This window comes from Aeromonas sp. R4-2 (assembly GCF_040908295.1).
Classification (GTDB): Bacteria; Pseudomonadota; Gammaproteobacteria; order Enterobacterales; family Aeromonadaceae; genus Aeromonas; species Aeromonas veronii.
Window position 1 is genome coordinate 42708 of record NZ_JBFODL010000008.1, and the last position, 23279, is coordinate 65986.

Sequence of the window (23279 nt, forward strand, 5' to 3'; positions counted from 1 at the left end):
CCAGCGCAATGGAGCCGGATGTTTGCGCAGCCCTGGCCGACATGGCTTAGAGGATGGCGAAATCTACTTCCGGCAGTTTTTCAAAGCCGGGGCGGGCGAACAGGTAGCCCTGCATCAGGTTGATGCCCATCTCCCGCAGGCAGGCCATCTCTTCGCGGGTCTCGACCCCCTCCGCCAGCGGGGTGATCTGCAACTCGGCAAGCAGGGCCAGAGAGTGGCGCACTATGGCTTGCCGGGTCGGGTCATGGTCGATGCCGCGCAGCAGGTGCATATCGAGTTTGACGATGTCGGGGCGAAAATCGGCCAGCAGGCTGAGGCCCGAGTAACCGGCGCCAAAGTCATCGATCGCCGTCTTGAAGCCGAGCGCCTGATAGTGATCGACGATGCCGCGAATATGGCGGTTATCCAGCACCTGCTCCACCTCGGTGAACTCGAACATGATCTGCTCGATGGGAAAGAGATGCTCGCGGGCCGCCTGCAGGGTGGTGCGGATGCAGCGCTCCGGGCGGTAGACCGCATTGGGCAGAAAGTTGATGCTCAGCATGCCCCGCATATCGAGCCGGGCAGCCAGCGCGATGGCCTTGATCCGGCACAGCTGGTCGAAGCGGTAGCGATTGCCATCGTTGACCCGGGCAATCACGCTCTGCGCTGGCTCATTGTTGAACCCCCGCACCAGCGCCTCGTAGCCGAAGATGGTGCGCTTGCTGCAATCGACGATGGGCTGAAAGGCCATGGTGAAGTCGAAGTCGAGATCGGCTTTCTCCTGACACAGCTGGCAGATGGCGGGGGACGGGGCGGCAGGTATATCCATGACTCTCCTCTCGGGGCGTGGCGGCGCTGGGCACTGTCTCAAATGATAACAGCTGATCACCCCCCTGTAGGTTCGATTAGCGCAGCGTAATCGGACGAACGAGAGGCTTTGATTACGGTTGTTGCCGTGAAACAGAGGCGGCCAGCCGGAGGGGAAAATTCGGCTGGCCGTTATGGCGGGAGAATTGATTTACGCGAACGTCCGATTACGCCTGACGGCTAATCGAACCTACGAGCTAAATGGGCTTGGCGTGACGTTTATTCTCTCTACTAAGGAGAGAATATCATTAACTTTTATACTATATTCTCCACCAATGGATTTAAGAATTTCTACTGTTCGAGAAGTAGTAAAGTCAGATATGTAGCAAGGTTTCCCTAGGATATTATCCTCAATGGTTGTTTTAATTCTCTCCAATATTGGTGTTAGATCAAAGTTGTGTTCAGTTGAACCAAGAATATGGTTCATTTTAATACTGGCCTCCAGTGATTCCAACTGCGCCAGTAAAACGTTATTGTAAACCTTTTTTAAATCCCAAAGGCGTTCTTCTACAGAGCGAAGGTTTAGTTCTTGGGAGTATTCATTGTATTTAATTGTTTTGTTTTGCAGGGAGAGTTCGATTTTTATTTTTGATATTCCAGATTTTATTTCATTAAGTTCGCTGGAATAATCCTCAATTGAATTATAAATTTTATCTATTCTTTCATTGGTGCTTTTTAGTGAGGCTAAGAGGTTATCTACGTTTTTAGAGTTTTTTTCATCAACTATTCCTGCAATCTTTATTTCTGATTCAATGATAAGTCTGGATGTTTCGTTTAGTAGTGTTGATTTATCTTTTTCATGTATTTTAAAATTTGACCACCATCCGAAACCAAATAATAATGCTGATACTCCCAAAACAGCACCTATAGCCCAGTACACGGTGCTTAACAATGAGTCATGGTACTCTTTAATTATTTTGTTTTCAATTTTAAGCTCTTCAAATGCTTTTAGTTTATAAATTGTTTCATAATTAATAAGAGAGCCATTCTCTACGCTGCTCTGAGAGTTTTTTTCTGCATGTGCATTTATCACAACAGAGAAAAACAATAAAAAAAAGACAATGAAAAATTTATTCATGAAATTGCTCTCTTTGATTTTTATGAAATAAATGTCACATAATTTAAATATAAAAACTGTGAACCTAATCAAAACGGCGCCTCGCGGCGCCGTTTTTAATATCACTTACTCAACCCTAATCACTGCAGCAGCGAGATATCCGCGACTTGCAGGAACAGGTTGCGCAGGTTGTTCAGCAGTGCCAGACGGTTGGCCTTGAGGGCTTCGTCATCGGCCATCACCATCACTTCGTTGAAGAAGGTATCGACCGGCTCGCGCAGGGCGGCCAGACGGGTGAGGGCAGCCTGATAGTCACCGGCGGCGAACAGCGGGGCCAGTTCGGCTTGCAGTTCGGCAACCTGGGTGGCCAGCGCTTTCTCGGCGGCATCGACCAGCAGTTCCGGTTTGACGGCAGTCGGCAGTTCGCCTTCGACCTTGGCCAGAATGTTGCTCACGCGCTTGTTGGCGGCAGCCAGTGCCAGTGCGGCATCCAGGGTGCGGAAGTGGCTGACGGCCTTGACGCGACGATCGAAGTCGAGCGGACGGGTCGGGCGGCGGGCCAGTACGGCCAGCACCACGTCGGCACCGATGCCTTCGTCCTGATAGGCTGCGCGGAAGCGGCCCAGCATAAAGTCGACCACGTCGGTAACGACGGTTTTGTTGGTCAGCTTGTCGCCGTAGACGCGTACCGCTTCTTCAACCAGTTCAACCAGATCCAGATCCAGCTGCTTCTCGGTCATGATGCGCAGGGCACCGATGGCGGCGCGACGCAGGGCGAACGGGTCCTTGTCACCCTTCGGCAGCATGCCGATGCCGAAGATACCGGCCAGGGTGTCGAACTTGTCGGCCAGCGCGACGGCGCAGGCAACCAGACCGGACGGCAGGGCATCGCCGGCAAAGCGCGGCATGTACTGCTCGTTGAGGGCCAAGGCCACTGCTTCATCTTCGCCATCGTGACGGGCGTAGTGCATCCCCATGACACCCTGGGTGTCGGTGAACTCGCCGACCATGTTGGTCATCAGGTCACACTTGGAGAGCAGACCGGCACGCTTGGCCTGAGCTACGTCGGCGCCGATACGCTCGGCGATAAAGCCGGCGACGGTCTCGATGCGCTCGACCTTGGCCTTGACGGTGCCCAGCTGTTGCTGGAACAGCACGGTTTCAAGGCGCGGCAGGCGGGAGGCCAGGGTCTGCTTGAGGTCGGTCTTGAAGAAGAACTCGGCGTCAGAGAGACGGGGGCGAACCACCTTCTCGTTGCCGCTGATGATCTGGCTCGGGTCTTTGGACTCGATGTTGGTGACGAAGATGAACTTCGGCAGCAGCTTGCCGCTCTTGTCGTAGACAGGGAAGTACTTCTGGTCACCCTTCATGGTGTGCACCAGCGCTTCAGCCGGAACGGCCAGGAACTTCTCTTCGAAGTTGGCGGTCAGCACCACCGGCCATTCGACCAGTGCGGTCACTTCTTCCAGCAGGGCGTCGTCCAGATCGGCTACGCCACCGAAGGCGGCAGCGGCCGCTTCGACGTCAGCCTTGATCTTGGCCTTGCGCGCCATAAAGTCGGCAATCACCATGCCGCGCTCCTGCAGGATCTGCGGGTACTGGCTGGCGTTGTCGATGGTGAATTCGCTCTCGCCCATAAAGCGGTGACCGCGAAGGGTGCGGGCAGAGTCGATACCCAGAATGTGGGCGGGAACCAGCTCGCCATCCAGCAGCAGGGTCACGGTGAAGACCGGACGCACGAACTGGATGGTCTTGTCGCCCCAGCGCATCATCTTCGGGATCGGCAGTTTGCCCAGTGCGGAGGCGACCAGTTCGCCCAGCAGATCGACGGCCGGACGGCCTTCGACCTTGGCGGTGTGAACCAGCCACTCGCCCTTGTCGGTGACCAGACGCTCGGCCTGCTCAACGGTGATGCCGTTGCCACGGGCCCAGCCTTCGGCAGCCTTGGTCGGTTTGCCTTCGGCATCGAACGCCTGCGCCACGGCCGGGCCGCGCTTCTCGACGCTCTTGCTAGGCTGTTCGCCGGCCAGCTCGCTAACCTTCAGTGCCAGACGGCGCGGTGAGGCAAACCACTCGACGTCGCCGAAGGCCAGGTCGGCCTTGGTCAGTTCGGCTTTGAAGTTGTCGGCAAAGGCTTCGGCCAGGGAGCGCAGGGCTTTGGGCGGCAGCTCAGCAGTACCGATCTCTACCAAAAATGTATGTTGTGCCATGTCCGTTCCTTAACCTTGCTTGTTCTCACTGCGCTGACACATCGGGAAGCCCAGCGCTTCGCGGGAGGCGTAGTATGCCTCTGCCACGGCCTTGGTCAGGGTGCGAATGCGCAATATGTAGCGCTGACGCTCGGTGACCGAGATGGCCTTGCGGGCATCCAGCAGGTTGAAGGAGTGAGCGGCTTTGAGGATGCGCTCGTAGGCAGGCAGCGGCAGCGGTTTTTTCAGTGCCAGCAGATTCTGGGCTTCCTTCTCGTACTGCTCGAAGCAGTGGAACAGGAACTCCACATCGGCGTGTTCGAAGTTGTAGGTGGATTGCTCCACTTCGTTCTGGTGGAACACGTCGCCGTAGGTGGTCTTGCCCAGCGGGCCGTCAGACCAGACCAGATCGTAGACGCTGTCCACGCCCTGAATGTACATGGCCAGACGCTCGAGACCGTAGGTGATCTCGCCGGTGACCGGCTTGCACTCGAGGCCGCCAACTTGCTGGAAGTAGGTGAACTGGGTCACTTCCATGCCGTTCAGCCACACTTCCCAACCCAGACCCCAGGCACCCAGAGTCGGGTTTTCCCAGTTGTCTTCCACGAAGCGGATGTCGTGGATTTCAGGATCCATGCCCAGCTCTTTCAGGGAGCCCAGATAGAGTTCCTGAATGTTGTCGGGGGAAGGCTTGATGATCACCTGGAACTGGTAGTAGTGCTGCAGGCGGTTCGGGTTTTCACCGTAGCGGCCGTCAGTCGGACGGCGGGACGGTTGCACGTAAGCGCAGGCGATGGGCTCCGGGCCCAGGGCACGCAGACAGGTCATGGGGTGGGAAGTACCGGCACCCACTTCCATATCCAGCGGCTGAATGATGGTACAGCCCTGGCGGGACCAATAGTCCTGCAGCTGCAGGATCAGGCCCTGAAAGGTTTTGACATCGAATTTTTGCATAATTTTTTTCGCGCGAAATGAAAATCAGAGCAAGATTTGCTGAATGTGAACCGAGGGAGTATACCGTCTGGCATGGTCGGATAATAGGCGAAATTGCAGCGGATTCGCGGGATGGTGCTGCGCTCTGGCTGGTCGGGCGGGCTGTCCGGTATATGATGTGAGCAGTGCCGCCTGCAGAGTGGGCAGGGGCGGGGAAACCGCTGAAATAACGAGGGAGAGGAAATGGAACTGCGCTGCGCCTGGGTGACCAAAGACCCGGAATACATCGAATACCATGACAAACAGTGGGGCAGGCCGGTCTATGACGCCCGCGAGCTGTTTGCCAAGCTCTGCCTCGACGGCCAGCAGGCGGGGCTGTCGTGGATCACCATCCTCAAGCGCACCGAGAGCTACTACCGCGCCTATGCCGACTTTGATCCGGTGCAGATTGCCCGGTTCGACGAGCAGGATGTAGAGCGGCTGATGCAGGACACCGGCATTATCCGCAACCGGCTCAAGGTGCAGTCGATCATCAGAAATGCCCGCGCTTATCTGGCGTTGCAGGAGCAGGGGATCGACTTCGCCGACTACCTGTGGGGCTTTGTTGGCGGCGCCCCCATCGTTAACCAGCGGCAGGGCAATGGCGATATTCCGGCGACCTCGCCGGAGTCAGATGCCATGTCGAAAGCGCTCAAAAAGCTTGGCTTCAACTTCGTCGGCAGCACCATCTGTTACGCCTTTATGCAGGCGGTGGGAATGGTGAACGATCATCTGGTCAGCTGTCCTTGCCACGCCGAGTGTCAGTTACCGCGCTGACAGCCCGCCGGTTGGCCAAAAAAACATCACTCTCGCCGTTGATTCAGGCTTGCGTCAGACAATGGCGTGCCAGCGCGTTACAATCCGGCCCCCGGCATGGTGCCGGATTGTTTTCACAGAGGTTTTTTCATGCGAGCCAAGATCCTGGTGCCTGCTCTGGCACTGACCGTTGCCCTGAGCGGCTGTACCACCAACCCCTACACAGGTGAATCCCAGACCTCCAAAGGTGCCTGGGGCGCGCTGGCTGGCGCCGCTGCCGGTGCGGCCGTAGGTGCGCTCTCCTCCAGCAAGGGTGACCGCAAGAAGGGCATCCTGACCGGCGTTGCTGCCGGCGCGGCGCTGGGTGGCGGTATCGGCTACTACATGGACGTGCAGGAAGCCAAGCTGCGCGAGAAGCTGCAGGGCACCGGCGTCAGCGTGACCCGCAATGGCAATGAGCTGATCCTCAACATGCCGAACAACGTCACCTTCGACAGCTCCAGCTCCCAGCTGAAAGCGGCCGGTGCCAACACCCTCTCCGGTGTGGCCATGGTCGTTGCCGAGTTCGACAAGACCCGCCTGAACGTGGTCGGTCACACCGACAGTACCGGTTCCCGCGAGCTGAACATGAAGCTCTCCCGCGATCGTGCCGATGCCGTTGCCGCTCAGCTGATTGGTCAGGGCGTTGCAGGCAGCCGCATCTCCACCACCGGCGTGGGCCCGGATCAGCCGGTTGCTACCAACAGCACCGCCGCTGGCAAAGCTCAGAACCGCCGCGTGACCATTACCCTGACCCCGACCGCCTAAGTCGTTCAGGTTTCGGTAACGAAAAGGCCCCGCCAGTGATGGCGGGGCCTTTCTATTGGCGCCGTGGCGAGCAATGACGCCTTGTTGTTTGCTCCCTTCTCCCCTCGTGGGAGAAGGGGCGGGGATGAGGGGTATAAGCGCCTCTTAGACGGCCGCAGTCAGCTGCACTTCGACCTTGTAGCCTTCGTGGGCGAGGCGGGCCTGTACGCAGGCGCGGACCGGTGCGGTGTCGGCATAAGGGGAGCCAGGCATCCCGTTTTACTTAGACAGCGGCAGTCAGCTGCACTTCCACCTTGTAACCTTCGTGGGCCAGACGGGCTTGTACGCAGGCGCGCACGGGTGCGGTGCCTGCCGGGATCCAGGCATCCCACTGCTCGTTGAAGGCAACGATGTCCTGAATGTCTTTGAGATAGATATTGGCCATCAGGATCTTGTCGACGCCAGAGCCGTTGGCTTCCAGCAGGCGTTGCAGGCTTGCCAGCACTTCGCGGGTCTGCTGGTGGATGTCGGCCTCTTCGCTGACGGGCACTTCCACCACGTAGAGGGTGCCATTGTGGATGACCACGTCTGACCAACGCTGGGTGGTGCCGATTCGGGTAATGGTTGTCATGGAGTGCTCCGGTACGGGGGCTTATTGACCCTTGCGGATCAGGTAGCGGTAGGGGGCCTGCTCTGTCTCGCTGGCGACCAGGGTGTGATCCATAAAGCGGCAGAAACTGGGGATGTCGCGGGTGGTTGAAGGATCGTCGGCACTGACCAGCAGGGTCTCGCCATCCGCCATCAGCCGTACTTTTTTGCGAACCATCATAACGGGTTCCGGGCAACGAAGCCCGATTGCGTCCAACTCGTGGGTTGCGCCGCAGAATAAATCACTCATCTATTATCAACCTTCAACCTATTCGGCTGCCAATGATACTCAGGGCTAAAAAATAATCAAACAAACGCCCCATCAACCAGCATATGTAACCGAAATGTTATTCGGCCCTATCCAGCTTGCGCCGGACGAGTAATATAAAAATTGAACCATATTCAACAAGGAGGTGAATATGCAGGTCTCCTACGGCAGATTACAAGCCTATGCAGGCATGGGGTTCTTGTCCTTCGCCATGATAGTGATGGGCAGCCCGATCGGGAATACCGGTACCTGGTTCGGCTCCATGGTGATGGTCGGGTTGGGGCTCTGGATCGAGCTCAGCGATTACTATGACGAGGATGAGGACGAGAACGATCAATCCTGAATCGGATGACGATTCAGCAACAAAGGCGGAGCAATTCCGCCTTTGTCATTTCTGCCGTTTGGCAATCTGCCCGGATCAGCGGGTCGAGCGCATCGCCCGCTCTAGATGCAGCGCCGTCTGCTCCGGGTTGGCCTTGGGGTCGTTGAAGAAGTTGCTCAGCACATCGAGGATCGCCTGCCGCATATTGGTCGGCGTCGCCATCCCCTCCGCCATGCTGGGCAGCAGGTTGTCCTGCTTTTCCGCCAGCAGGAAATCCTGATAGGAGCGGACGGCGCAGCGGTCGAACTTGCTCATGTCGGGATTGGTCAGAGCCGGAATAGACCCCTTCACCCGATTGAACTCTTCCTGGAATTTCGGCGTCATCAGCAGCTGGGCCAGATCGCCCTGCGCTTGCAGTTGGGCCGGATCCCGCTGTTTGAACATGGCGATGGAGTCGAGGTTGTAGCTGAATAGCCCGGCGCTGCCCGGGCTCGGCAGACAGGCGATATCCTCACCCGGCCGGTAGTTGCCCGCGCTCAGCTCCCCCTTCACCCAGTCCCCCATCACCTGCATGGCGGCGCCACCGCTCTCCAGCAGATTGGTGGCCTGATGCCACTTCAGACCGGCGTATTTTTGCGGCACATAGGCGCGCAGCTGCTGGAAACGGGTCAACACCCGCACCATGTCGGGGCCGGTCAGGGTGGCGCTGTCCTGCTCGAGGAACGCCCTGCGATAGAATTCTTTACCGCCCTCACCGAGCGCCACCGTTTCAAACAGTACCGCCAGCTGCCAGGGCTCGTTACCGATGGCGAGCGGGGTGATGCCCCGTTTTTTAAGCTGGTCGGCGACGGTGACAAACTGGGCCCAGTCGGTGGGTGGAGTCAGCTTGTTGCGCTCGAAGATCTTGCGGTTGAGCCACAGCCAGTTGACCCGGTGGATGCCGGTGGGCACCGCCATCAGGGCGCCATTCTGGCTGAGGGTGGCCCGCACCATGGACGGCATCTGACTGTACCAGCCGAGGTGTTCGGCCATGGGGGTGAGATCGCGCAAAAAGCCCAGCCCGGCCCACTCCTTGAGCTCATAGCCCTTGAGGTGGGCCGCTTCTGGCGGGTTGGCCGCCAGTGCCCGGCTCTTCAATACCGTCATGGCGCTCTTGCCGCCGCCGCCCTGCACTGCAAAGTCGTTCCACTGGTTGCCCTGTTTGGTCCACTCGGATTTGAGCACTTCGACCGCTTTCGCTTCGCCGCCAGAGGTCCACCAGTGCAGCACTTCCACCTGGGAGGCTGCAACGGGAGCAGAGAGCAGGGCGATGACAGAAAAAGACAACCACTTCATAAGGTTACTGCCTTGGTAGGGAGAGCGTGGCCTGCAGGCCACCTTGCGGACGGTTTTCCAGCACCAGATCGCCGCCGTGGGCGTGGGCTATGTTGCGGGCGATGCCAAGGCCGAGGCCGGTGCCGGCCTGATCGGTGCTGAGCCGGTAATAGGGTTCGAAGATGCGCTCGAACTGATCGTCCGGCAGACCGGGGCCCTCATCCATGATGAAGAGGATCAGCATCTCCTCGTCATCCATGATGATGATGCGCACCTTCTGACCGTACTTGATGCCGTTGTCTACCAGATTGCCGATGCAGCGCTTGAGCGCCAGTAGCTTGCCGCGATAGGGCCACTTGCAGTGGCCTTCGATGGTCAGCCGCTCGTCGTGCAGGTTCATCGACTCCGCCATCTGCTCAAGCAGGGCGTTGATGTCGATCTCCTCGATATTCTCGTGAATGTCGGTCTCTTTGACCGTCTGCAGCGCCCCTTTCACCATCAGCTCCAGTTCGTCGAGATCCTTGTTGAACTTGGCGATTTGCACTTCGTCGTCGAGTAGTTCGACCCGAAGTCGCAGTCGGGTGATGGGGGTCTTGAGGTCGTGGGAAATCGAGCTGAACAGCCGCTCTCTATCGTCGATATAGCGGCGAATGCGGTGCTGCATGATGTTGAAGGCGCGGGTCGCCGCCACGATTTCCGACGCCCCTTCCTCCTTGAGCGAAGGCTGGTCGATATCCTTGCCCAGGTTCACCGCCGCCTTGGCGAGACGGCGCAGCGGCCGAGTCTGCCAGCGTACCAGCATAAAGGTGAAGAAGCAGAGGAACACCGTCATCAGGGCGATGAAGCGCACCTGGTTGCTCGGCATCACGGTATCGTCGAGGGTCATGTAGGGGGCGGGCAGCAGGGCCGCCAGATAGAGCCACTCCCCCTTTTCAATCTCGATCTGGGTCACCAGCACCGGTGGATTGAGCGGTTCCAGCGACAGGGTGTAACGGGCCCAGGAGGAGGGGAGATCCGCCAGCAGGGTGTCGTTGTTGAAGACGTGGAGGTCATCGGGCCGGGAGAAGTCCACCTTGATCGCCATGGCGTCGGAGAGCTTGCGGGTCAGCACTCCCTGAACCTCCTCCAGCACCTGCGTCTTGCGTTCGCTGTCGGGGATGGCGTTGATGTGGATCTCTTCCTCGTTGAGCGAGACGAAGAAGCGGCTGCCCCCCATGTTGCGCAGCTGGTCCAGCGCGATGTGGCGATATTGCAGCGGCAGGGATTTGAAGAAGTTGACGGTGGAAGCGGCAGACATGGCGAGGTTGCGGGTGGTGCTGAGCATCCCCTCCAGTTCCCGCTTCTGGATCTGCTGCATCCAGATGCCGGTCAGAATGGTCTGGGAGAGCAGGATGGCCAGCAACAGCAGCAGGATCATCCGTGACAACAGGGAGCGGGGCACCAGCGCCCCCCAGGACCACTTGTTGCTCATGGCAGCTCGTGCACCTCGGCAATCAGCATGTAGCCGCTGCCGCGGATGGTCTTGATGATGCGCGGGCTCTTGCCGTTGTCGCCCAGCTTCTGGCGCAGACGGCTGATCTGCACGTCGATACCGCGCTCCATCGGCAGACTTTCGCGGCCGCGGGTGGCATCCGAGATGGTGTCGCGATCCAGCACCACGCCGGGCTGTTGCAGGAACATGCCGAGCAGCATGGCGTCGCTGCCGGAGAGATCCAGCAGGCTGCCATCGTCATGGGTCAGCTGGTGGCTCAGGGTGTCGAGGGTCCACTCGGCAAAACGCAGGCGGCGGCTCGGCTCTTTCTCTTTTTCCGGCTGGCGGAATTCGGCGCGGCGCAGCAGCGCCTTGATGCGGGCCTGCAGTTCACGGGGGCTGAACGGCTTGGCGATATAGTCGTCGGCGCCGAGTTCCAGGCCGATCACCCGATCCGCTTCGTCGGAGGCTGCGGTCAGCATGATGATGGGCACCTGGGAGTCACGACGGATCTGCTGGCAGAGGGTAAAACCATCCTCGCCGGGCATCATGATGTCCAGAATAATCAGGTCCGGGCTGTGCTGGGCGAGTTGCTGGCGCATCTCGTTGCCCTCCGCCGCCGTCAATACCTGAAAGCCCGCCCGGGTCAGGTACTCATTGAGCAGCTCGCGGATCTCTTGGTCGTCATCGACGATCAGCAGTTGTTTGCTCATTGACATATGTATGTGCATCCACCCATTTTTTTGTGCAGATTGAACCTGTCGGGGGAGTAAAAAGCAAGCAAGCCCCCCATCTAATGTGAGGTTTAAGGCAATAACAGCCTATTGATAAGATTAAAACGAAAAAAGGCCGACCCAAACGGGACGGCCAACAGACAGCTTCTGACCACTGACGAGCACCCCGTGTGGCGATCGTCACAGACTTGAAAAGGGGCCAGTCAGACTGGCCCCGAAAAGGGACAACTCTCAGTAGTGCATCCCGTCGATCCGGCTGGTTATCACACCCGTTCAAACACGGTGGCGATGCCCTGACCCAGACCGATACACATGGTGGCAACCCCCAGGGTGGCATCCTTCTCCTCCATCAGATTGATGAGGGTGGTGGAGATGCGGGCGCCGGAGCAGCCGAGGGGGTGGCCCAGCGCAATGGCGCCGCCGTTCAGGTTCACCTTCTCGTCCACCAGGTCCTGCAGACCCAGATCCTTCACGCAGGGCAGGGACTGGGCGGCAAACGCCTCGTTCAGCTCGAACAGGTCGATATCACCGACAGTCAGACCGGCACGCTTGAGCGCCTTCTGGGTGGCCGGCACCGGGCCGTAACCCATGATGGCGGCGTCACAGCCAGCGATGGCCATGGCACGTACCTTGGCGCGCGGCGTGAGGCCGAGGGCCTTGGCGCGATCCGCGCTCATCACCAGCATGGCGGCGGCGCCATCTGACAGCGCCGAGGAGCTGCCGGCGGTGACGGTGCCGTTGACCGGGTCAAACACCGGGCGCAGCTGGCTCAGGGTTTCGACCGTGGTCTCCGGGCGGATCACCTCGTCGTAGTCGTAGAAGAAGCGGGCGCCGCTGGCGTCATGGCCTTCCAGCCCGACGATCTCCTTGGCAAAACGCCCTTCCACGGTGGCCGCGTGAGCGCGGCGGTGGGAGCGGGCGGCAAATTCGTCCTGCTGCTGACGACTGATGCCGTGCAGCTTGCCGAGCATCTCGGCGGTCAGCCCCATCATGCCGGAGGCTTTCGCCACCGACTTGGCCATGCCGGGGTGGAAGTCAACGCCGTGGCTCATCGGCACGTGGCCCATGTGCTCGACACCGCCGATGATGAAGATATCCCCATCACCCACCTGAATGGCGCGGGAGGCGTCGTGCAGCGCCTGCATGGAGGAGCCACACAGGCGGTTGACGGTAACCGCCCCTACCTGCTTCGGAATACCGGCCAGCAGCGCGGCGTTGCGGGCGATGTTGAAGCCCTGCTCCAGGGTCTGCTGCACGCAGCCCCAGTAGATATCCTCGATCTCGTTCGGGTCGAGGTTGGGGTTGCGCAGCAGGATGGATTTCATCAGGTGCGCGGACAGATCTTCTGCACGCACGTTGCGGAAGGCGCCGCCCTTGGACCGGCCCATCGGGGTCCGGATACAGTCGACAATGACTACGTCTTTCATGAATGGATCTCCTTTCCGCAATCAGTAGAAGGTTTTGCCCTGGGCAGCCATCTCGCGCAGCTTGTCGCTGACGCGGTAGAGCGGGCCCAAATCGGCATACTGGTCGGCCATGGCCACGTAGCGATCCAGACCAATGGTGTCCAGATAGCGGAACACGCCGCCGCGGAAGGGAGGGAAGCCCAGACCGTAGACCAGCGCGATGTCGGCTTCGGCTGGCGTGGCGACAATGCCCTCTTCCAGACAGAGCACCACCTCGTTGATCATCGGGATCATCATGCGAGCAATGATGGCGTCCTTGTCGAAATCCTGTTTCGGCTTGGCGATGGGGGCCAGCAGCTCGTAAGCAGCTGCGTCGGCTACCTTCTTCGGCTTGCCCTTCTTGTCCTGCTCGTAGGCGTAGAAGCCCTTGCCGTTCTTCTGACCGAAGCGGTTCACTTCGTACATCACGTCGATGGCGGTGCGGCCTTCCTTGCTCATGCGCGCCGGGAAGCCCTGCGCCATCACGTCACCGGCATGGTGACCGGTATCGATGCCGACTACGTCCAGCAGGTAGGCGGGGCCCATCGGCCAGCCGAACTCTTTCTCCATCACCTTGTCGACGGTCGCGAAGTCGGCGCCATCGGCGACCAGCTTGTTGAAGCCGAAGAAGTAGGGGAACAGCACGCGGTTGACGAAGAAGCCCGGACAGTCGTTGACCACCACCGGGGACTTGCCCATGGCGGCGGCGTAGGCCACCACGCGGTTGATGGTTTCATCGGAGGTCTGCTCGCCGCGGATAATCTCCACCAGCGGCATGCGGTGCACCGGGTTGAAGAAGTGCATGCCGCAGAAGTTCTGCGGGCGCTTCAGTCCCTTGGCCAGCAGGGAGATGGGAATGGTGGAGGTGTTGCTGGCGAGCACGGCGTCTTCGCCGATGATCCCTTCCACTTCGCCCAGCACTGCGGCCTTCACTTTCGGGTTTTCGACCACGGCTTCGACCACCACATCCACATGCTTGACGTTGTCATAGCTGAGGGTCGGGGTGATGGCGGAGAGCACCTGGCCCATCTTGATGCCATCGATGCGGCCCTTCTCGAGCTGGCCATTGAGCAGCTTGGTGGCTTCGCCCATGCCAAGTGCCAGCGCCTTCTCGTTGATGTCCTTCATCACCGCCGGAATGCCCTTGCTGGCAGACTGGTAGGCGATGCCGCCACCCATGATGCCGGCACCCAGTACGGCGGCGTGGCCAGTGGCCTTGCTTGCCTGCTTGGCCGCCTTCTTGGCCAGCGCCTTGATGTGTTGATCGTTGAGGAAGATGCCGACCAGCGCCTTGGCGACATCGGTCTTGGCCAGCTTGATAAAGCCCTGTGCCTCAACGACCAGCGCTTCGTCACGGCCCATGCCAGCAGCGGCTTCGACGGTTTTCACCGCGGTCATCGGCGCCGGATAGTGTTTGCCCGCCACGGCGGCAACCATGCCGGCGGCGGTGGTGAAGCTCATCATGGCTTCCAGTTTGGAGAGGCGCAGCGGGGCTTTTTTGGCGGCGCGACGGCTCTGCCAGTCCAGCTTGCCCGCGATGGCGTCCTTGATCATCTGCACCGCAGCGCTCTGCAGTGCCTCTGGCGCAACCACGGCGTCGATGGCTCCCACCTTGAGGGCGTCATCGGCACGGTAATCCTTGCCGGTGGTGATCCACTCGAGCGCGTTGTCGGCGCCGATCACTCGCGGCAGACGGACAGTGCCGCCAAAGCCCGGCATGATGCCGAGTTTGGTCTCGGGCAGGCCAATCTTGGCGCTGGTGTCGGCCAGACGGAAGTCGGTGGAGAGGATGGTCTCGCAGCCGCCGCCCAGAGCGTGACCCTTGATGGCGGAGAGGGTCGGAACCGGCAGGTCTTCGATGGCATTGAAGATGTCGTTGGCCTTTTTCAGCCAGCCGAGCAGATCTTCTTGCGGCAGATCGAACAGTTCCAGGAATTCGGTAATGTCGGCACCGACGATAAAGGCGTCTTTGCCGGAGGTGAGGATCAGACCTTTTAGTTCACGTTCTTGTTGTAATGCGGCGATCGCTTCGCTCAGGGAGAGCAGGGTAGCGCGATCCAGCTTGTTGACTGAACCCGGGGCATCAAACCTCAGCTCGGCAATGCCGTTTTCGAGGTAGCTGACCGACAGGGTTTCGCCTTGGTAGATCATGAGAGTGTCTCCTTGTTCCCACTCAGTGGGGAGTGGTGCTCCTTAATCCCCAGCAGGGGGCGAGGCTCACTATTGATCCAAAAGGAGACATTTTCAACACCTATTTAAAACATTTGTTTAACAGATCTCGAGTAAAAGCTCTTCATCACAAAACGGGCAAAAGAGAGGCGCCTTGCGGCGCCTCGGATAGATGTGAGTTTGTTATCAACTGGCCAGTTCAGGCCGGTTGCGATACTGGTTAAGCACCTCGGGATCGGCGAGGGCATGGGTGTTGTTGACCGGCCGGTTGTGTACCACTTCGCGCACCGCCAGTTCGACGATCTTGCCGGACTTGGTGCGGGGGATGGCATCCACCTGCAGGATGCGGGCGGGCACGTGGCGGGCGGTGCAGTGCTGCTTTATTTGCTGGCGGATCCGCTCGCGCAGCGGCTCATCCAGCTTGCAACCCGCCTTGAGCTTGACGAACAGCACCACCCGCTCGTCCTGCTGCCACTGCTGGCCGATGACGATGCTCTCCTCCACCTCGTCGAGTTGTTCAACATAGCGATAGATCTCGCTGGTGCCGATGCGCACGCCGCCCGGGTTGAGGGTGGCGTCGGAGCGGCCGTAGAACAGAATGCCACCGGTCGGGGTCAGCTCAATCCAGTCGCCGTGGCACCAGATGTTGTCGAACCGCTCGAAGTAGGCTGCGTGGTACTTGTTGCCATTCTCGTCGCCCCAGAAGTAGATAGGCTGGGCCGGGAACGGCTTGGTGCAGACCAGCTCGCCCTTCTCTCCCTGCACCGGCTGGCCCGCTTCGTTGAATACCTGCACCGCGAGACCGAGGCCGCGCCCCTGACTCTCGCCGCGATAGACCGGGCTGAGCGGGTTGCCGATGACGAAGCAGGAGCAGATGTCGGTGCCGCCGGAGATGGAGCTGAGCTGCACATCCTGCTTTATCTGCTGGTAGACGTAGTCAAACCCCTCCGGCGACAGCACAGATCCTGTGCTGCAGATCAGCCGCAAGTGCGGCAAATCGTGGCTCTTGATGGGGGCATATCCCTGTTTGTGCAAAGCATCGAGATACTTGGCCGAGGTACCGAACAAGCTGACCTGCTCGTCACGGGCGAGATCCCACAGCACATTGCCATCCGGGTAAAACGGCGAGCCGTCATAGAGCACCAGAGTTGCGCCGGAGGCGAGGGCGCTCACCAGCCAGTTCCACATCATCCAGCCACAGGTGGTGAAGTAGAAGATCCGCTCCCCTGGCTTGATGTCGCAGTGCAGCTGATGCTCTTTCAGGTGTTGCAGCAGGGTGCCGCCAATCCCGTGCACGATGCACTTGGGTTTGCCGGTGGTGCCGGAGGAGTAGAGGATATAGAGCGGATCGTTGAAAGCCATTGGCTCGAACTGGAAGCCGGCGTCCGGCTGGCTCGCCAGCAGTTGTTGCCAGTCGTGGCCAAGCTGCAGCTGGTTGCCGAGCAGCGGGATCATCACCGTCTGCTCTATGCTGCCGATCTGGCTGACGACCCCTACTACTTTGTCCTGAATATCGATAGCTTTGCCGTTGTAGCGATAGCCATCCACCGCAAACAGCACCCGCGGCCGGGTCTGGCCGAATCGCTCCACCACGCTGGCTTCGCCAAAGTCGGGGCTGGTGGAGGTCCAGATCGCCCCCAGACTGGTGGTTGCCAGCATGGCAACCACGGTTTCCGGAATATTGGGCAGATAGGCGGCAACCACATCGCCACGACCAATCCCCTGATGACGCAGCCACTGCGCCAGCCGGGCAACCTGTTCCCCAAGCTCACGCCAGCTCAGGGTGCGGCTTGGGCTCCCTTCGATGCGGGAGATGATGGCCGGGCTCTCGTCCTGACGGCGCAGCAGGTTTTCGGCGAAGTTGAGGCGGCTGTCGGGGAACCAGCGGGTGCGCTGCATATCCTGACGGTTCTCCGCCACTATGTTGCCGAGCTCCCCCTTGACGCCGCAGTGCTGCCATACCAGCGGCCAGAAACGGGTGGTCTTCTCCACCGACCATTGATAAAGCTGCGGGTAATTCTGCAACTGCAGGCCGTGGAAACGGTTCACCTCCGACATAAAACGGTAGAGGTTGGATTGCTGCATCCCGAGCGGATCCGGTTGCCACAGGCAGAGGTTGTCCATGAGTAATCCCTGACTTCATGTATCTACCGGCAGTGTATTGAATTGTTTTTGATTTGTTAATGATTGGTTTTGTGTTGATAACAAACACGTTTGTAACGTATGCGTTACCTCACGAAGCGGCAGCTTGACGGGTCGAGCCGCCAAGCGCTTGATGTTATGCTGCAATCACATTCACCTCGGAGCAGGACGCCATGAGCAGCTACAGCCAACTTTTTGCCCAGCACCTCGATACCTTGCAGCAGCGCACCCGCGACATTCTGCAACAACAGGGGCTCAGCGGACTGGCCATCCACTCCGGCCAGACCCACCGCATCTTCCTCGATGATCAGGATTACCCGTTCAAGGTAAACCCCCACTTCAAGGCCTGGTTGCCGGTGCTGGACAATCCCCACTGCTGGCTGCTGGTGGACGGGGTGAACAAACCAATCCTGCTGTTCTACCGCCCGGTGGATTTCTGGCACAAAGTAGCGGATCTGCCCAATGCCTTCTGGGTCGAGTTCTTCGATATCCGTTTCCTGACCCGGCCGGAACAGGTGGCCGACCATCTACCTGCCAACAAGCAGGAGTGGGCCTATCTGGGTGGCCATCTGGAAGTGGCCGAGCTGCTGGGGCTGACCCAGCCCAATCCGGAGGCGGTACTCAACTACCTGCACTATCACCGCGCCTACAAGACCCCCTATGAGCTGGAGTGTCTGCGCGAGGCGAACCGGATTGGGGTACGCGGCCATATCGCCGCCAAGGACTCCTTTATGGCGGGGGCGAGCGAGTTCGAGATCAATCTGGCCTACATGAAAACGGTCGGGCAGGGGGCCAATGAGGCGCCCTACGGTAATATCGTCGCCATCAACCGCAATGCGGCCATCCTTCACTACACCCATTTGTCCGCCGTGCGGGTGCCCGATGCGGAACGTCACTCCTTCCTGATCGATGCCGGCGTCGATTTTCACGGTTATGCCTCCGACATCACCCGCACCTGGGCGTGGCGGCGCGGCGAGTTCGCCGATCTGATTGCAGCCCTCGACGAGCAGCAGCAGGAGATCATCAAGGAGATCAAACCGGGTCGCCGCTACAGCGAGCTGCATCTGCAGATGCACCACAAGCTGGCGCGCCTGCTGCAAGCCACCGAGCTGGTGGACATGTCGGTAGACGAGATGATCAACACCGGGGTGACCAACGTATTCTTCCCCCATGGCCTCGGCCACTTCCTCGGTTTGCAGGTACACGATGCGGGCGGTTTCATGCAGGATGAGCGTGGCACCCATCTGGCGGCGCCCGAGCTGTTCCCCTATCTGCGCTGCACCCGGGTGATGGAAGTGGGTCAGGTGTTCACCATCGAGCCGGGACTCTACTTTATCGACAGTTTGCTGGAGCCGCTGCGTCAGGGCGAACAGGGCAAACGGGTCAACTGGAACAAGGTAGAGGTACTGCGGCCGTTTGGCGGCATCCGCATCGAAGACAATGTGGTGCTGCACGCCAACGGGGTGGAGAACATGACCAGGCAAGCAGGGCTCTGATGGCGGCTGCGTACTCCATTCCGGCTGCCCCGCTTGAGTTGACCGAAGAGATAAAGAAGAGCCGCTTCATTACCCTGATCGCCCACACCCCGACCGTCGAGGCGGCCAAGGGGTGGGTTAACGAGATCAAGCGCCAACATCCGGCCGCTCGCCACCACTGCTGGGCGTTTGTGGCGGGCGCGCCGCAAGATAGCCAGGTTTACGGCTTCAGCGATGATGGCGAACCGTCCGGTACCGCGGGCAAGCCGATCCTGGCCCAGTTGATGGGCTCGGGGCTCGGTGAAATCTGCGCCGTGGTAGTGCGTTACTACGGCGGCATCCAGCTTGGCACCGGTGGACTGGTCAAAGCCTATGGGGGCGGTGTCGGTGCCGCTCTCAAGCAATTGCCAACCCTGCTCAAGGTGCCGCGTACTCCCTCTCTCATTCACTGCGATTATGGTGACATGGGGTCGGTCGAGTCGCTGATCAGCAGCCATAATGGTGAATTGCTGGCGGCGGATTACGGTCAGCAGGTCACCTTGCAGGTGGCGTGGGAATCATCGGTTTGGGCTCAGGTGGACCGTGAATTGACCGACCGGACTCATGGGCGGGTATCCCTCAGCCCCTTAGATGGCTAGAATCCATCGCTCTTTAATTGGGGAAAGGGAGCTGTAATGCACATTCTGAGCATTATTCGCATTGTTGGCCTGCTGGTTGCGCTGTTCAGCTCGACCATGCTGTTGCCTGCACTGGTGGCCTTTGGCTATCGGGATGGTGGTGGTGCCGAGTTCGTCAGCTCTTTTCTGATCGCCCTGCTGCTCGGTGTGGTGCTCTGGTTTCCCAATCGCTATCACAAGAAGGAGATGCGCTCGAAAGAGGGTTTCCTCATCGTGGTGCTGTTCTGGACTGTGCTGGGCAGTGTGGGGGCTGTGCCCTTCATTATGAGCGACGTGCCGGACATGTCGGTCTCGGAGGCCTTCTTCGAATCTTTCTCCGGCCTGACCACCACTGGCGCAACGGTACTGACCGGGCTGGATAATCTGCCCAAGGCGTTTCTGTTCTATCGCCAGTTGCTGCAGTGGCTGGGGGGGATGGGGATCATCGTACTGGCGGTGGCCATTCTGCCACTGCTGGGTATCGGGGGCATGCAGCTCTATCGCGCCGAGATCCCGGGGCCGGTGAAGGATACCAAGGTGACGCCGCGTATCGCCGAAACGGCCAAGGCGCTCTGGTTCATCTATCTGCTGCTGACCGCGCTCTGTGCCTTGGCATACTGGCTCGCCGGAATGACGTTGTTCGATGCAGTGTGCCATTCGTTCTCGACTCTGTCGGTCGGTGGCTTCTCCACTCACGATGCCAGCATCGGTTTCTTCAACAGTCCGGTCATCAACCTTATTACCGTGGTGTTCCTGCTGCTGGCCAGCGTGAACTTTGCGCTCCACTTTACCGTCTTCTCTCACCGCCCGGTGCGGCTCGGTCGCTACCTTTACGATTCTGAACTCAAGGTGTTTCTGGCCATCCAGGCGACCCTGGTGATGATCTGCTTTGTCGCCTTGCTGACCCACGGACACTACGCCACCTGGCAAGAGGCGCTCAACCACGGTCTTTTCCAGGCGGTCTCTCTGGGGACCACCACCGGCTACAGCACCACGACCTATGCAGATTGGCCCTCGTTCCTGCCCATGCTGCTGATGTTCTCCGCCTTTATTGGCTGTTGTGCAGGCAGTACCGGCGGCGGTATCAAGGTGATGCGTTTCATGATCCTGTTCATGCAGGGGATGCGCGAGTTGAAGCGGTTGGTTCACCCCAGAGCCATCTATACCTTGAAGCTGGGGAATCGGGCGGTGCCCGAGCGCATCGTTGAGGCGGTGTGGGGCTACTTCGCCACCTATATTATTCTCTTCTTTATGTTCATGCTGCTGTTGCTGATGACGGGGCTGAACGAAGTGACTGCATTCACCGCTGTGGCTGCGGCTTTCACCAACGTAGGCCCGGGTTTGGGAGAGGTATCAGCCAACTTCGGCAATATCTCGCCTGCGGCCCAGTGGGTGCTGGTGGTGGCCATGTTGTTTGGCCGATTGGAAATTTTCACGCTTCTGGTACTGTTTACTCCTGCATTCTGGCGTAGTTGAGGTTGTTATGGACAAGATTCTGGTGCTTTATTCCTCTCGGGATGGCCAAACCCGCAAAATAGTCGATGTCATGCTGGAGCAGATGCCGGGATGCGAAGTGGTGATGCACGACCTGCACACCTTGCCGATGTGCAACCTCAGCAAGTATGCCAAGGTCTTGATCGGCGCCTCCATTCGTTATGGCAACTTCCACCCCAGCCTGTTCAGCTTTATTCACGCTCATCAGGAGCAGCTGGAGGTGGCCAATGCGGCCTTCTTCTGTGTCAACCTGACGGCCCGCAAGCCAGAGAAGCAGACGCCGCAAACCAATGCCTATATGAAGAAGTTTCTGCGCCTCTCCCCCTGGAAGCCGAAAACCCTGGGCGTGTTTGCCGGCGCGCTGCAATATTCCCGCTATAACTGGTGGCAGACGCGCATCATCCAGCTGATCATGAAGATTACCGGTGGCAGTACAGACACCAGTAAGGACATTGAATTTACCGATTGGGAAAAGGTGCGCAGCTTTGCCCGCGAATTCTGGTCAAAAAGGTAGCAGTGTGATGTGAATTCAGGGTTTCTTGCCCGAAACAGCCCCGCCGATGCGGGGCTTTTGTTTAATAAAACAACGGTTGAACCGGAAAACTGTAAAAAGTGCCATTTTTTGCAGTTTTCCTCTTGTCATCCCGGCGCGGCTCCCTATAATGCGCCCCTACCAGCACGGCGGAACACGCCGAACTGATGAGCCAGCTTCCTAGCGAAGTGGGCACCGAAAGAAAAGCGAAAACAATCGCTTGACTTTCGAAGTGAGAGGTGTAATATGCGCCTCCTCAACGCGACAAGCGTGACGCTCTTTAACAATTTGAATCAAGCAATCTGTGTGGGCACTCACAGCATCGAACATCAAAAACAATTTTTGATTTTCAATGTCTGGTGAAGTGACCAAGACGATTTCTTAGCAATAAGAAGTCGAACAGTTTATTTCAGCAATTCATTGAGCCGCTTTTCGAAGCAACCAAACTTAAATTGAAGAGTTTGATCATGGCTCAGATTGAACGCTGGCGGCAGGCCTAACACATGCAAGTCGAGCGGCAGCGGGAAAGTAGCTTGCTACTTTTGCCGGCGAGCGGCGGACGGGTGAGTAATGCCTGGGGATCTGCCCAGTCGAGGGGGATAACTACTGGAAACGGTAGCTAATACCGCATACGCCCTACGGGGGAAAGCAGGGGACCTTCGGGCCTTGCGCGATTGGATGAACCCAGGTGGGATTAGCTAGTTGGTGAGGTAATGGCTCACCAAGGCGACGATCCCTAGCTGGTCTGAGAGGATGATCAGCCACACTGGAACTGAGACACGGTCCAGACTCCTACGGGAGGCAGCAGTGGGGAATATTGCACAATGGGGGAAACCCTGATGCAGCCATGCCGCGTGTGTGAAGAAGGCCTTCGGGTTGTAAAGCACTTTCAGCGAGGAGGAAAGGTTGGTAGCTAATAACTGCCAGCTGTGACGTTACTCGCAGAAGAAGCACCGGCTAACTCCGTGCCAGCAGCCGCGGTAATACGGAGGGTGCAAGCGTTAATCGGAATTACTGGGCGTAAAGCGCACGCAGGCGGTTGGATAAGTTAGATGTGAAAGCCCCGGGCTCAACCTGGGAATTGCATTTAAAACTGTCCAGCTAGAGTCTTGTAGAGGGGGGTAGAATTCCAGGTGTAGCGGTGAAATGCGTAGAGATCTGGAGGAATACCGGTGGCGAAGGCGGCCCCCTGGACAAAGACTGACGCTCAGGTGCGAAAGCGTGGGGAGCAAACAGGATTAGATACCCTGGTAGTCCACGCCGTAAACGATGTCGATTTGGAGGCTGTGTCCTTGAGACGTGGCTTCCGGAGCTAACGCGTTAAATCGACCGCCTGGGGAGTACGGCCGCAAGGTTAAAACTCAAATGAATTGACGGGGGCCCGCACAAGCGGTGGAGCATGTGGTTTAATTCGATGCAACGCGAAGAACCTTACCTGGCCTTGACATGTCTGGAATCCTGCAGAGATGCGGGAGTGCCTTCGGGAATCAGAACACAGGTGCTGCATGGCTGTCGTCAGCTCGTGTCGTGAGATGTTGGGTTAAGTCCCGCAACGAGCGCAACCCCTGTCCTTTGTTGCCAGCACGTAATGGTGGGAACTCAAGGGAGACTGCCGGTGATAAACCGGAGGAAGGTGGGGATGACGTCAAGTCATCATGGCCCTTACGGCCAGGGCTACACACGTGCTACAATGGCGCGTACAGAGGGCTGCAAGCTAGCGATAGTGAGCGAATCCCAAAAAGCGCGTCGTAGTCCGGATCGGAGTCTGCAACTCGACTCCGTGAAGTCGGAATCGCTAGTAATCGCAAATCAGAATGTTGCGGTGAATACGTTCCCGGGCCTTGTACACACCGCCCGTCACACCATGGGAGTGGGTTGCACCAGAAGTAGATAGCTTAACCTTCGGGAGGGCGTTTACCACGGTGTGATTCATGACTGGGGTGAAGTCGTAACAAGGTAACCCTAGGGGAACCTGGGGTTGGATCACCTCCTTACCTTAA

19 protein-coding genes, 1 rRNA gene and 1 pseudogene are annotated in these 23279 nt (G+C 58.7%); 8 read left to right on the forward strand and 13 right to left on the reverse strand.

The genetic code is table 11. From position 1 onward, the window contains the following. Nucleotides 1-46: 46 nt before the first annotated feature. From AB5Y99_RS04975 to glyQ, 4 genes are all read right to left on the reverse strand, one after another. Nucleotides 47-811, reverse strand: coding sequence for an EAL domain-containing protein (locus tag AB5Y99_RS04975; RefSeq protein WP_368208904.1), 765 nt, complete (start codon nucleotides 809-811; stop codon nucleotides 47-49). Between the two features lie 228 nt (nucleotides 812-1039). Then, nucleotides 1040-1927: a hypothetical protein gene (locus tag AB5Y99_RS04980; RefSeq protein WP_151285705.1), complete on the reverse strand. Its 888-nt coding sequence runs from the start codon at nucleotides 1925-1927 to the stop codon at nucleotides 1040-1042. 119 nt (nucleotides 1928-2046) lie between these two features. Continuing rightward, the gene (gene glyS, locus AB5Y99_RS04985) at nucleotides 2047-4116 is read right to left on the reverse strand and encodes a glycine--tRNA ligase subunit beta (protein WP_368208907.1); all 2070 of its coding nucleotides are present in this window, start codon (nucleotides 4114-4116) and stop codon (nucleotides 2047-2049) included. Between the two features lie 9 nt (nucleotides 4117-4125). Beyond that, nucleotides 4126-5049, reverse strand: a complete 924-nt coding sequence (glyQ, locus tag AB5Y99_RS04990; RefSeq protein ID WP_368208908.1) for a glycine--tRNA ligase subunit alpha — start codon at nucleotides 5047-5049, stop codon at nucleotides 4126-4128. 222 nt (nucleotides 5050-5271) lie between these two features. Here glyQ and AB5Y99_RS04995 point away from each other — a divergent pair, with 222 nt between their 5' ends. Both AB5Y99_RS04995 and AB5Y99_RS05000 read left to right on the forward strand, forming a co-directional pair. Further along, nucleotides 5272-5844, forward strand: coding sequence for a DNA-3-methyladenine glycosylase I (locus tag AB5Y99_RS04995; protein WP_107683489.1), 573 nt, complete (start codon nucleotides 5272-5274; stop codon nucleotides 5842-5844). A gap of 129 nt (nucleotides 5845-5973) precedes the next feature. Then, complete coding sequence (locus AB5Y99_RS05000; RefSeq protein ID WP_042054666.1) at nucleotides 5974-6630, forward strand: OmpA family lipoprotein; 657 nt, start codon at nucleotides 5974-5976, stop codon at nucleotides 6628-6630. Between the two features lie 144 nt (nucleotides 6631-6774). On the opposite strand, the pseudogene AB5Y99_RS05005 reads toward AB5Y99_RS05000, so the two are convergent. The 3 genes and pseudogenes from AB5Y99_RS05005 to tusA all read right to left on the reverse strand — a co-directional run. Further along, nucleotides 6775-6864: pseudogene (locus AB5Y99_RS05005) on the reverse strand (endoribonuclease L-PSP); the annotation flags it as partial. A 28-nt stretch (nucleotides 6865-6892) separates the two neighbouring features. Further along, nucleotides 6893-7240, reverse strand: coding sequence for a RidA family protein (locus AB5Y99_RS05010; protein WP_005339469.1), 348 nt, complete (start codon nucleotides 7238-7240; stop codon nucleotides 6893-6895). A 21-nt stretch (nucleotides 7241-7261) separates the two neighbouring features. Continuing rightward, entirely contained in the window at nucleotides 7262-7507 is a 246-nt protein-coding gene (gene tusA, locus AB5Y99_RS05015) for a sulfurtransferase TusA (RefSeq protein ID WP_005339470.1), read from the reverse strand. Between the two features lie 169 nt (nucleotides 7508-7676). On the opposite strand from tusA, the gene AB5Y99_RS05020 reads away from it, so the two are divergent. Further along, complete coding sequence (locus AB5Y99_RS05020; RefSeq protein ID WP_005339471.1) at nucleotides 7677-7868, forward strand: hypothetical protein; 192 nt, start codon at nucleotides 7677-7679, stop codon at nucleotides 7866-7868. A gap of 75 nt (nucleotides 7869-7943) precedes the next feature. Here AB5Y99_RS05020 and AB5Y99_RS05025 read toward each other — a convergent pair whose 3' ends face one another. The 6 genes from AB5Y99_RS05025 to AB5Y99_RS05050 form a co-directional block, all read right to left on the reverse strand. Next, entirely contained in the window at nucleotides 7944-9182 is a 1239-nt protein-coding gene (locus AB5Y99_RS05025) for an ABC transporter substrate-binding protein (RefSeq protein ID WP_368208911.1), read from the reverse strand. A gap of 4 nt (nucleotides 9183-9186) precedes the next feature. Further along, nucleotides 9187-10632 carry an ATP-binding protein gene (locus AB5Y99_RS05030; protein WP_005357365.1) on the reverse strand — a complete coding sequence of 482 codons (1446 nt, stop codon included), beginning with the start codon at nucleotides 10630-10632 and terminating at the stop codon, nucleotides 9187-9189. Further along, entirely contained in the window at nucleotides 10629-11351 is a 723-nt protein-coding gene (locus tag AB5Y99_RS05035) for a response regulator (protein ID WP_005339475.1), read from the reverse strand. The genes AB5Y99_RS05030 and AB5Y99_RS05035 overlap by 4 nt, the downstream gene beginning before the upstream one ends. 278 nt (nucleotides 11352-11629) lie before the next feature. After that, nucleotides 11630-12814: an acetyl-CoA C-acyltransferase FadA gene (fadA, locus tag AB5Y99_RS05040; protein ID WP_198868326.1), complete on the reverse strand. Its 1185-nt coding sequence runs from the start codon at nucleotides 12812-12814 to the stop codon at nucleotides 11630-11632. Then, nucleotides 12815-14962, reverse strand: coding sequence for a fatty acid oxidation complex subunit alpha FadB (gene fadB / locus AB5Y99_RS05045; RefSeq protein ID WP_323894050.1), 2148 nt, complete (start codon nucleotides 14960-14962; stop codon nucleotides 12815-12817). 204 nt (nucleotides 14963-15166) lie between these two features. Further along, the gene (locus AB5Y99_RS05050; protein ID WP_279491471.1) at nucleotides 15167-17104 is read right to left on the reverse strand and encodes an acetoacetate--CoA ligase; all 1938 of its coding nucleotides are present in this window, start codon (nucleotides 17102-17104) and stop codon (nucleotides 15167-15169) included. A 191-nt stretch (nucleotides 17105-17295) separates the two neighbouring features. Between AB5Y99_RS05050 and pepQ the strand changes: the two genes are divergently transcribed. From pepQ to AB5Y99_RS05075, 5 genes are all read left to right on the forward strand, one after another. Next, nucleotides 17296-18618, forward strand: a complete 1323-nt coding sequence (gene pepQ / locus AB5Y99_RS05055; protein WP_058056791.1) for a Xaa-Pro dipeptidase — start codon at nucleotides 17296-17298, stop codon at nucleotides 18616-18618. Continuing rightward, the gene (locus AB5Y99_RS05060) at nucleotides 18618-19235 is read left to right on the forward strand and encodes a YigZ family protein (RefSeq protein ID WP_058056790.1); all 618 of its coding nucleotides are present in this window, start codon (nucleotides 18618-18620) and stop codon (nucleotides 19233-19235) included. Before pepQ ends, AB5Y99_RS05060 begins: the two co-directional genes overlap by 1 nt. A gap of 36 nt (nucleotides 19236-19271) precedes the next feature. Then, complete coding sequence (locus tag AB5Y99_RS05065; RefSeq protein WP_042081280.1) at nucleotides 19272-20729, forward strand: TrkH family potassium uptake protein; 1458 nt, start codon at nucleotides 19272-19274, stop codon at nucleotides 20727-20729. A 7-nt stretch (nucleotides 20730-20736) separates the two neighbouring features. Next, a complete protein-coding gene (hemG, locus tag AB5Y99_RS05070; protein ID WP_005339483.1) occupies nucleotides 20737-21261 on the forward strand; it encodes a menaquinone-dependent protoporphyrinogen IX dehydrogenase in 525 nt (174 codons plus the stop codon). Nucleotides 21262-21728: 467 nt separating this feature from the next. Further along, nucleotides 21729-23273 (forward strand): 16S ribosomal RNA (locus tag AB5Y99_RS05075). Nucleotides 23274-23279 lie beyond the last annotated feature (6 nt).

What these genes read in the sequence shown, in the direction of transcription:
- AB5Y99_RS04975 (WP_368208904.1), bottom strand. Translation starts at nt 811, where the DNA reads ATGGATATACCTGCCGCCCCGTCCCCCGCCATCTGCCAGCTGTGTCAG.
- AB5Y99_RS04980 (WP_151285705.1), bottom strand. Translation starts at nt 1,927, where the DNA reads ATGAATAAATTTTTCATTGTCTTTTTTTTATTGTTTTTCTCTGTTGTG.
- glyS (WP_368208907.1), bottom strand. Translation starts at nt 4,116, where the DNA reads ATGGCACAACATACATTTTTGGTAGAGATCGGTACTGCTGAGCTGCCG.
- glyQ (WP_368208908.1), bottom strand. Translation starts at nt 5,049, where the DNA reads ATGCAAAAATTCGATGTCAAAACCTTTCAGGGCCTGATCCTGCAGCTG.
- AB5Y99_RS04995 (WP_107683489.1), top strand. Translation starts at nt 5,272, where the DNA reads ATGGAACTGCGCTGCGCCTGGGTGACCAAAGACCCGGAATACATCGAA.
- AB5Y99_RS05000 (WP_042054666.1), top strand. Translation starts at nt 5,974, where the DNA reads ATGCGAGCCAAGATCCTGGTGCCTGCTCTGGCACTGACCGTTGCCCTG.
- AB5Y99_RS05010 (WP_005339469.1), bottom strand. Translation starts at nt 7,240, where the DNA reads ATGACAACCATTACCCGAATCGGCACCACCCAGCGTTGGTCAGACGTG.
- tusA (WP_005339470.1), bottom strand. Translation starts at nt 7,507, where the DNA reads ATGAGTGATTTATTCTGCGGCGCAACCCACGAGTTGGACGCAATCGGG.
- AB5Y99_RS05020 (WP_005339471.1), top strand. Translation starts at nt 7,677, where the DNA reads ATGCAGGTCTCCTACGGCAGATTACAAGCCTATGCAGGCATGGGGTTC.
- AB5Y99_RS05025 (WP_368208911.1), bottom strand. Translation starts at nt 9,182, where the DNA reads ATGAAGTGGTTGTCTTTTTCTGTCATCGCCCTGCTCTCTGCTCCCGTT.
- AB5Y99_RS05030 (WP_005357365.1), bottom strand. Translation starts at nt 10,632, where the DNA reads ATGAGCAACAAGTGGTCCTGGGGGGCGCTGGTGCCCCGCTCCCTGTTG.
- AB5Y99_RS05035 (WP_005339475.1), bottom strand. Translation starts at nt 11,351, where the DNA reads ATGTCAATGAGCAAACAACTGCTGATCGTCGATGACGACCAAGAGATC.
- fadB (WP_323894050.1), bottom strand. Translation starts at nt 14,962, where the DNA reads ATGATCTACCAAGGCGAAACCCTGTCGGTCAGCTACCTCGAAAACGGC.
- AB5Y99_RS05050 (WP_279491471.1), bottom strand. Translation starts at nt 17,104, where the DNA reads ATGGACAACCTCTGCCTGTGGCAACCGGATCCGCTCGGGATGCAGCAA.
- pepQ (WP_058056791.1), top strand. Translation starts at nt 17,296, where the DNA reads ATGAGCAGCTACAGCCAACTTTTTGCCCAGCACCTCGATACCTTGCAG.
- AB5Y99_RS05060 (WP_058056790.1), top strand. Translation starts at nt 18,618, where the DNA reads ATGGCGGCTGCGTACTCCATTCCGGCTGCCCCGCTTGAGTTGACCGAA.
- AB5Y99_RS05065 (WP_042081280.1), top strand. Translation starts at nt 19,272, where the DNA reads ATGCACATTCTGAGCATTATTCGCATTGTTGGCCTGCTGGTTGCGCTG.
- hemG (WP_005339483.1), top strand. Translation starts at nt 20,737, where the DNA reads ATGGACAAGATTCTGGTGCTTTATTCCTCTCGGGATGGCCAAACCCGC.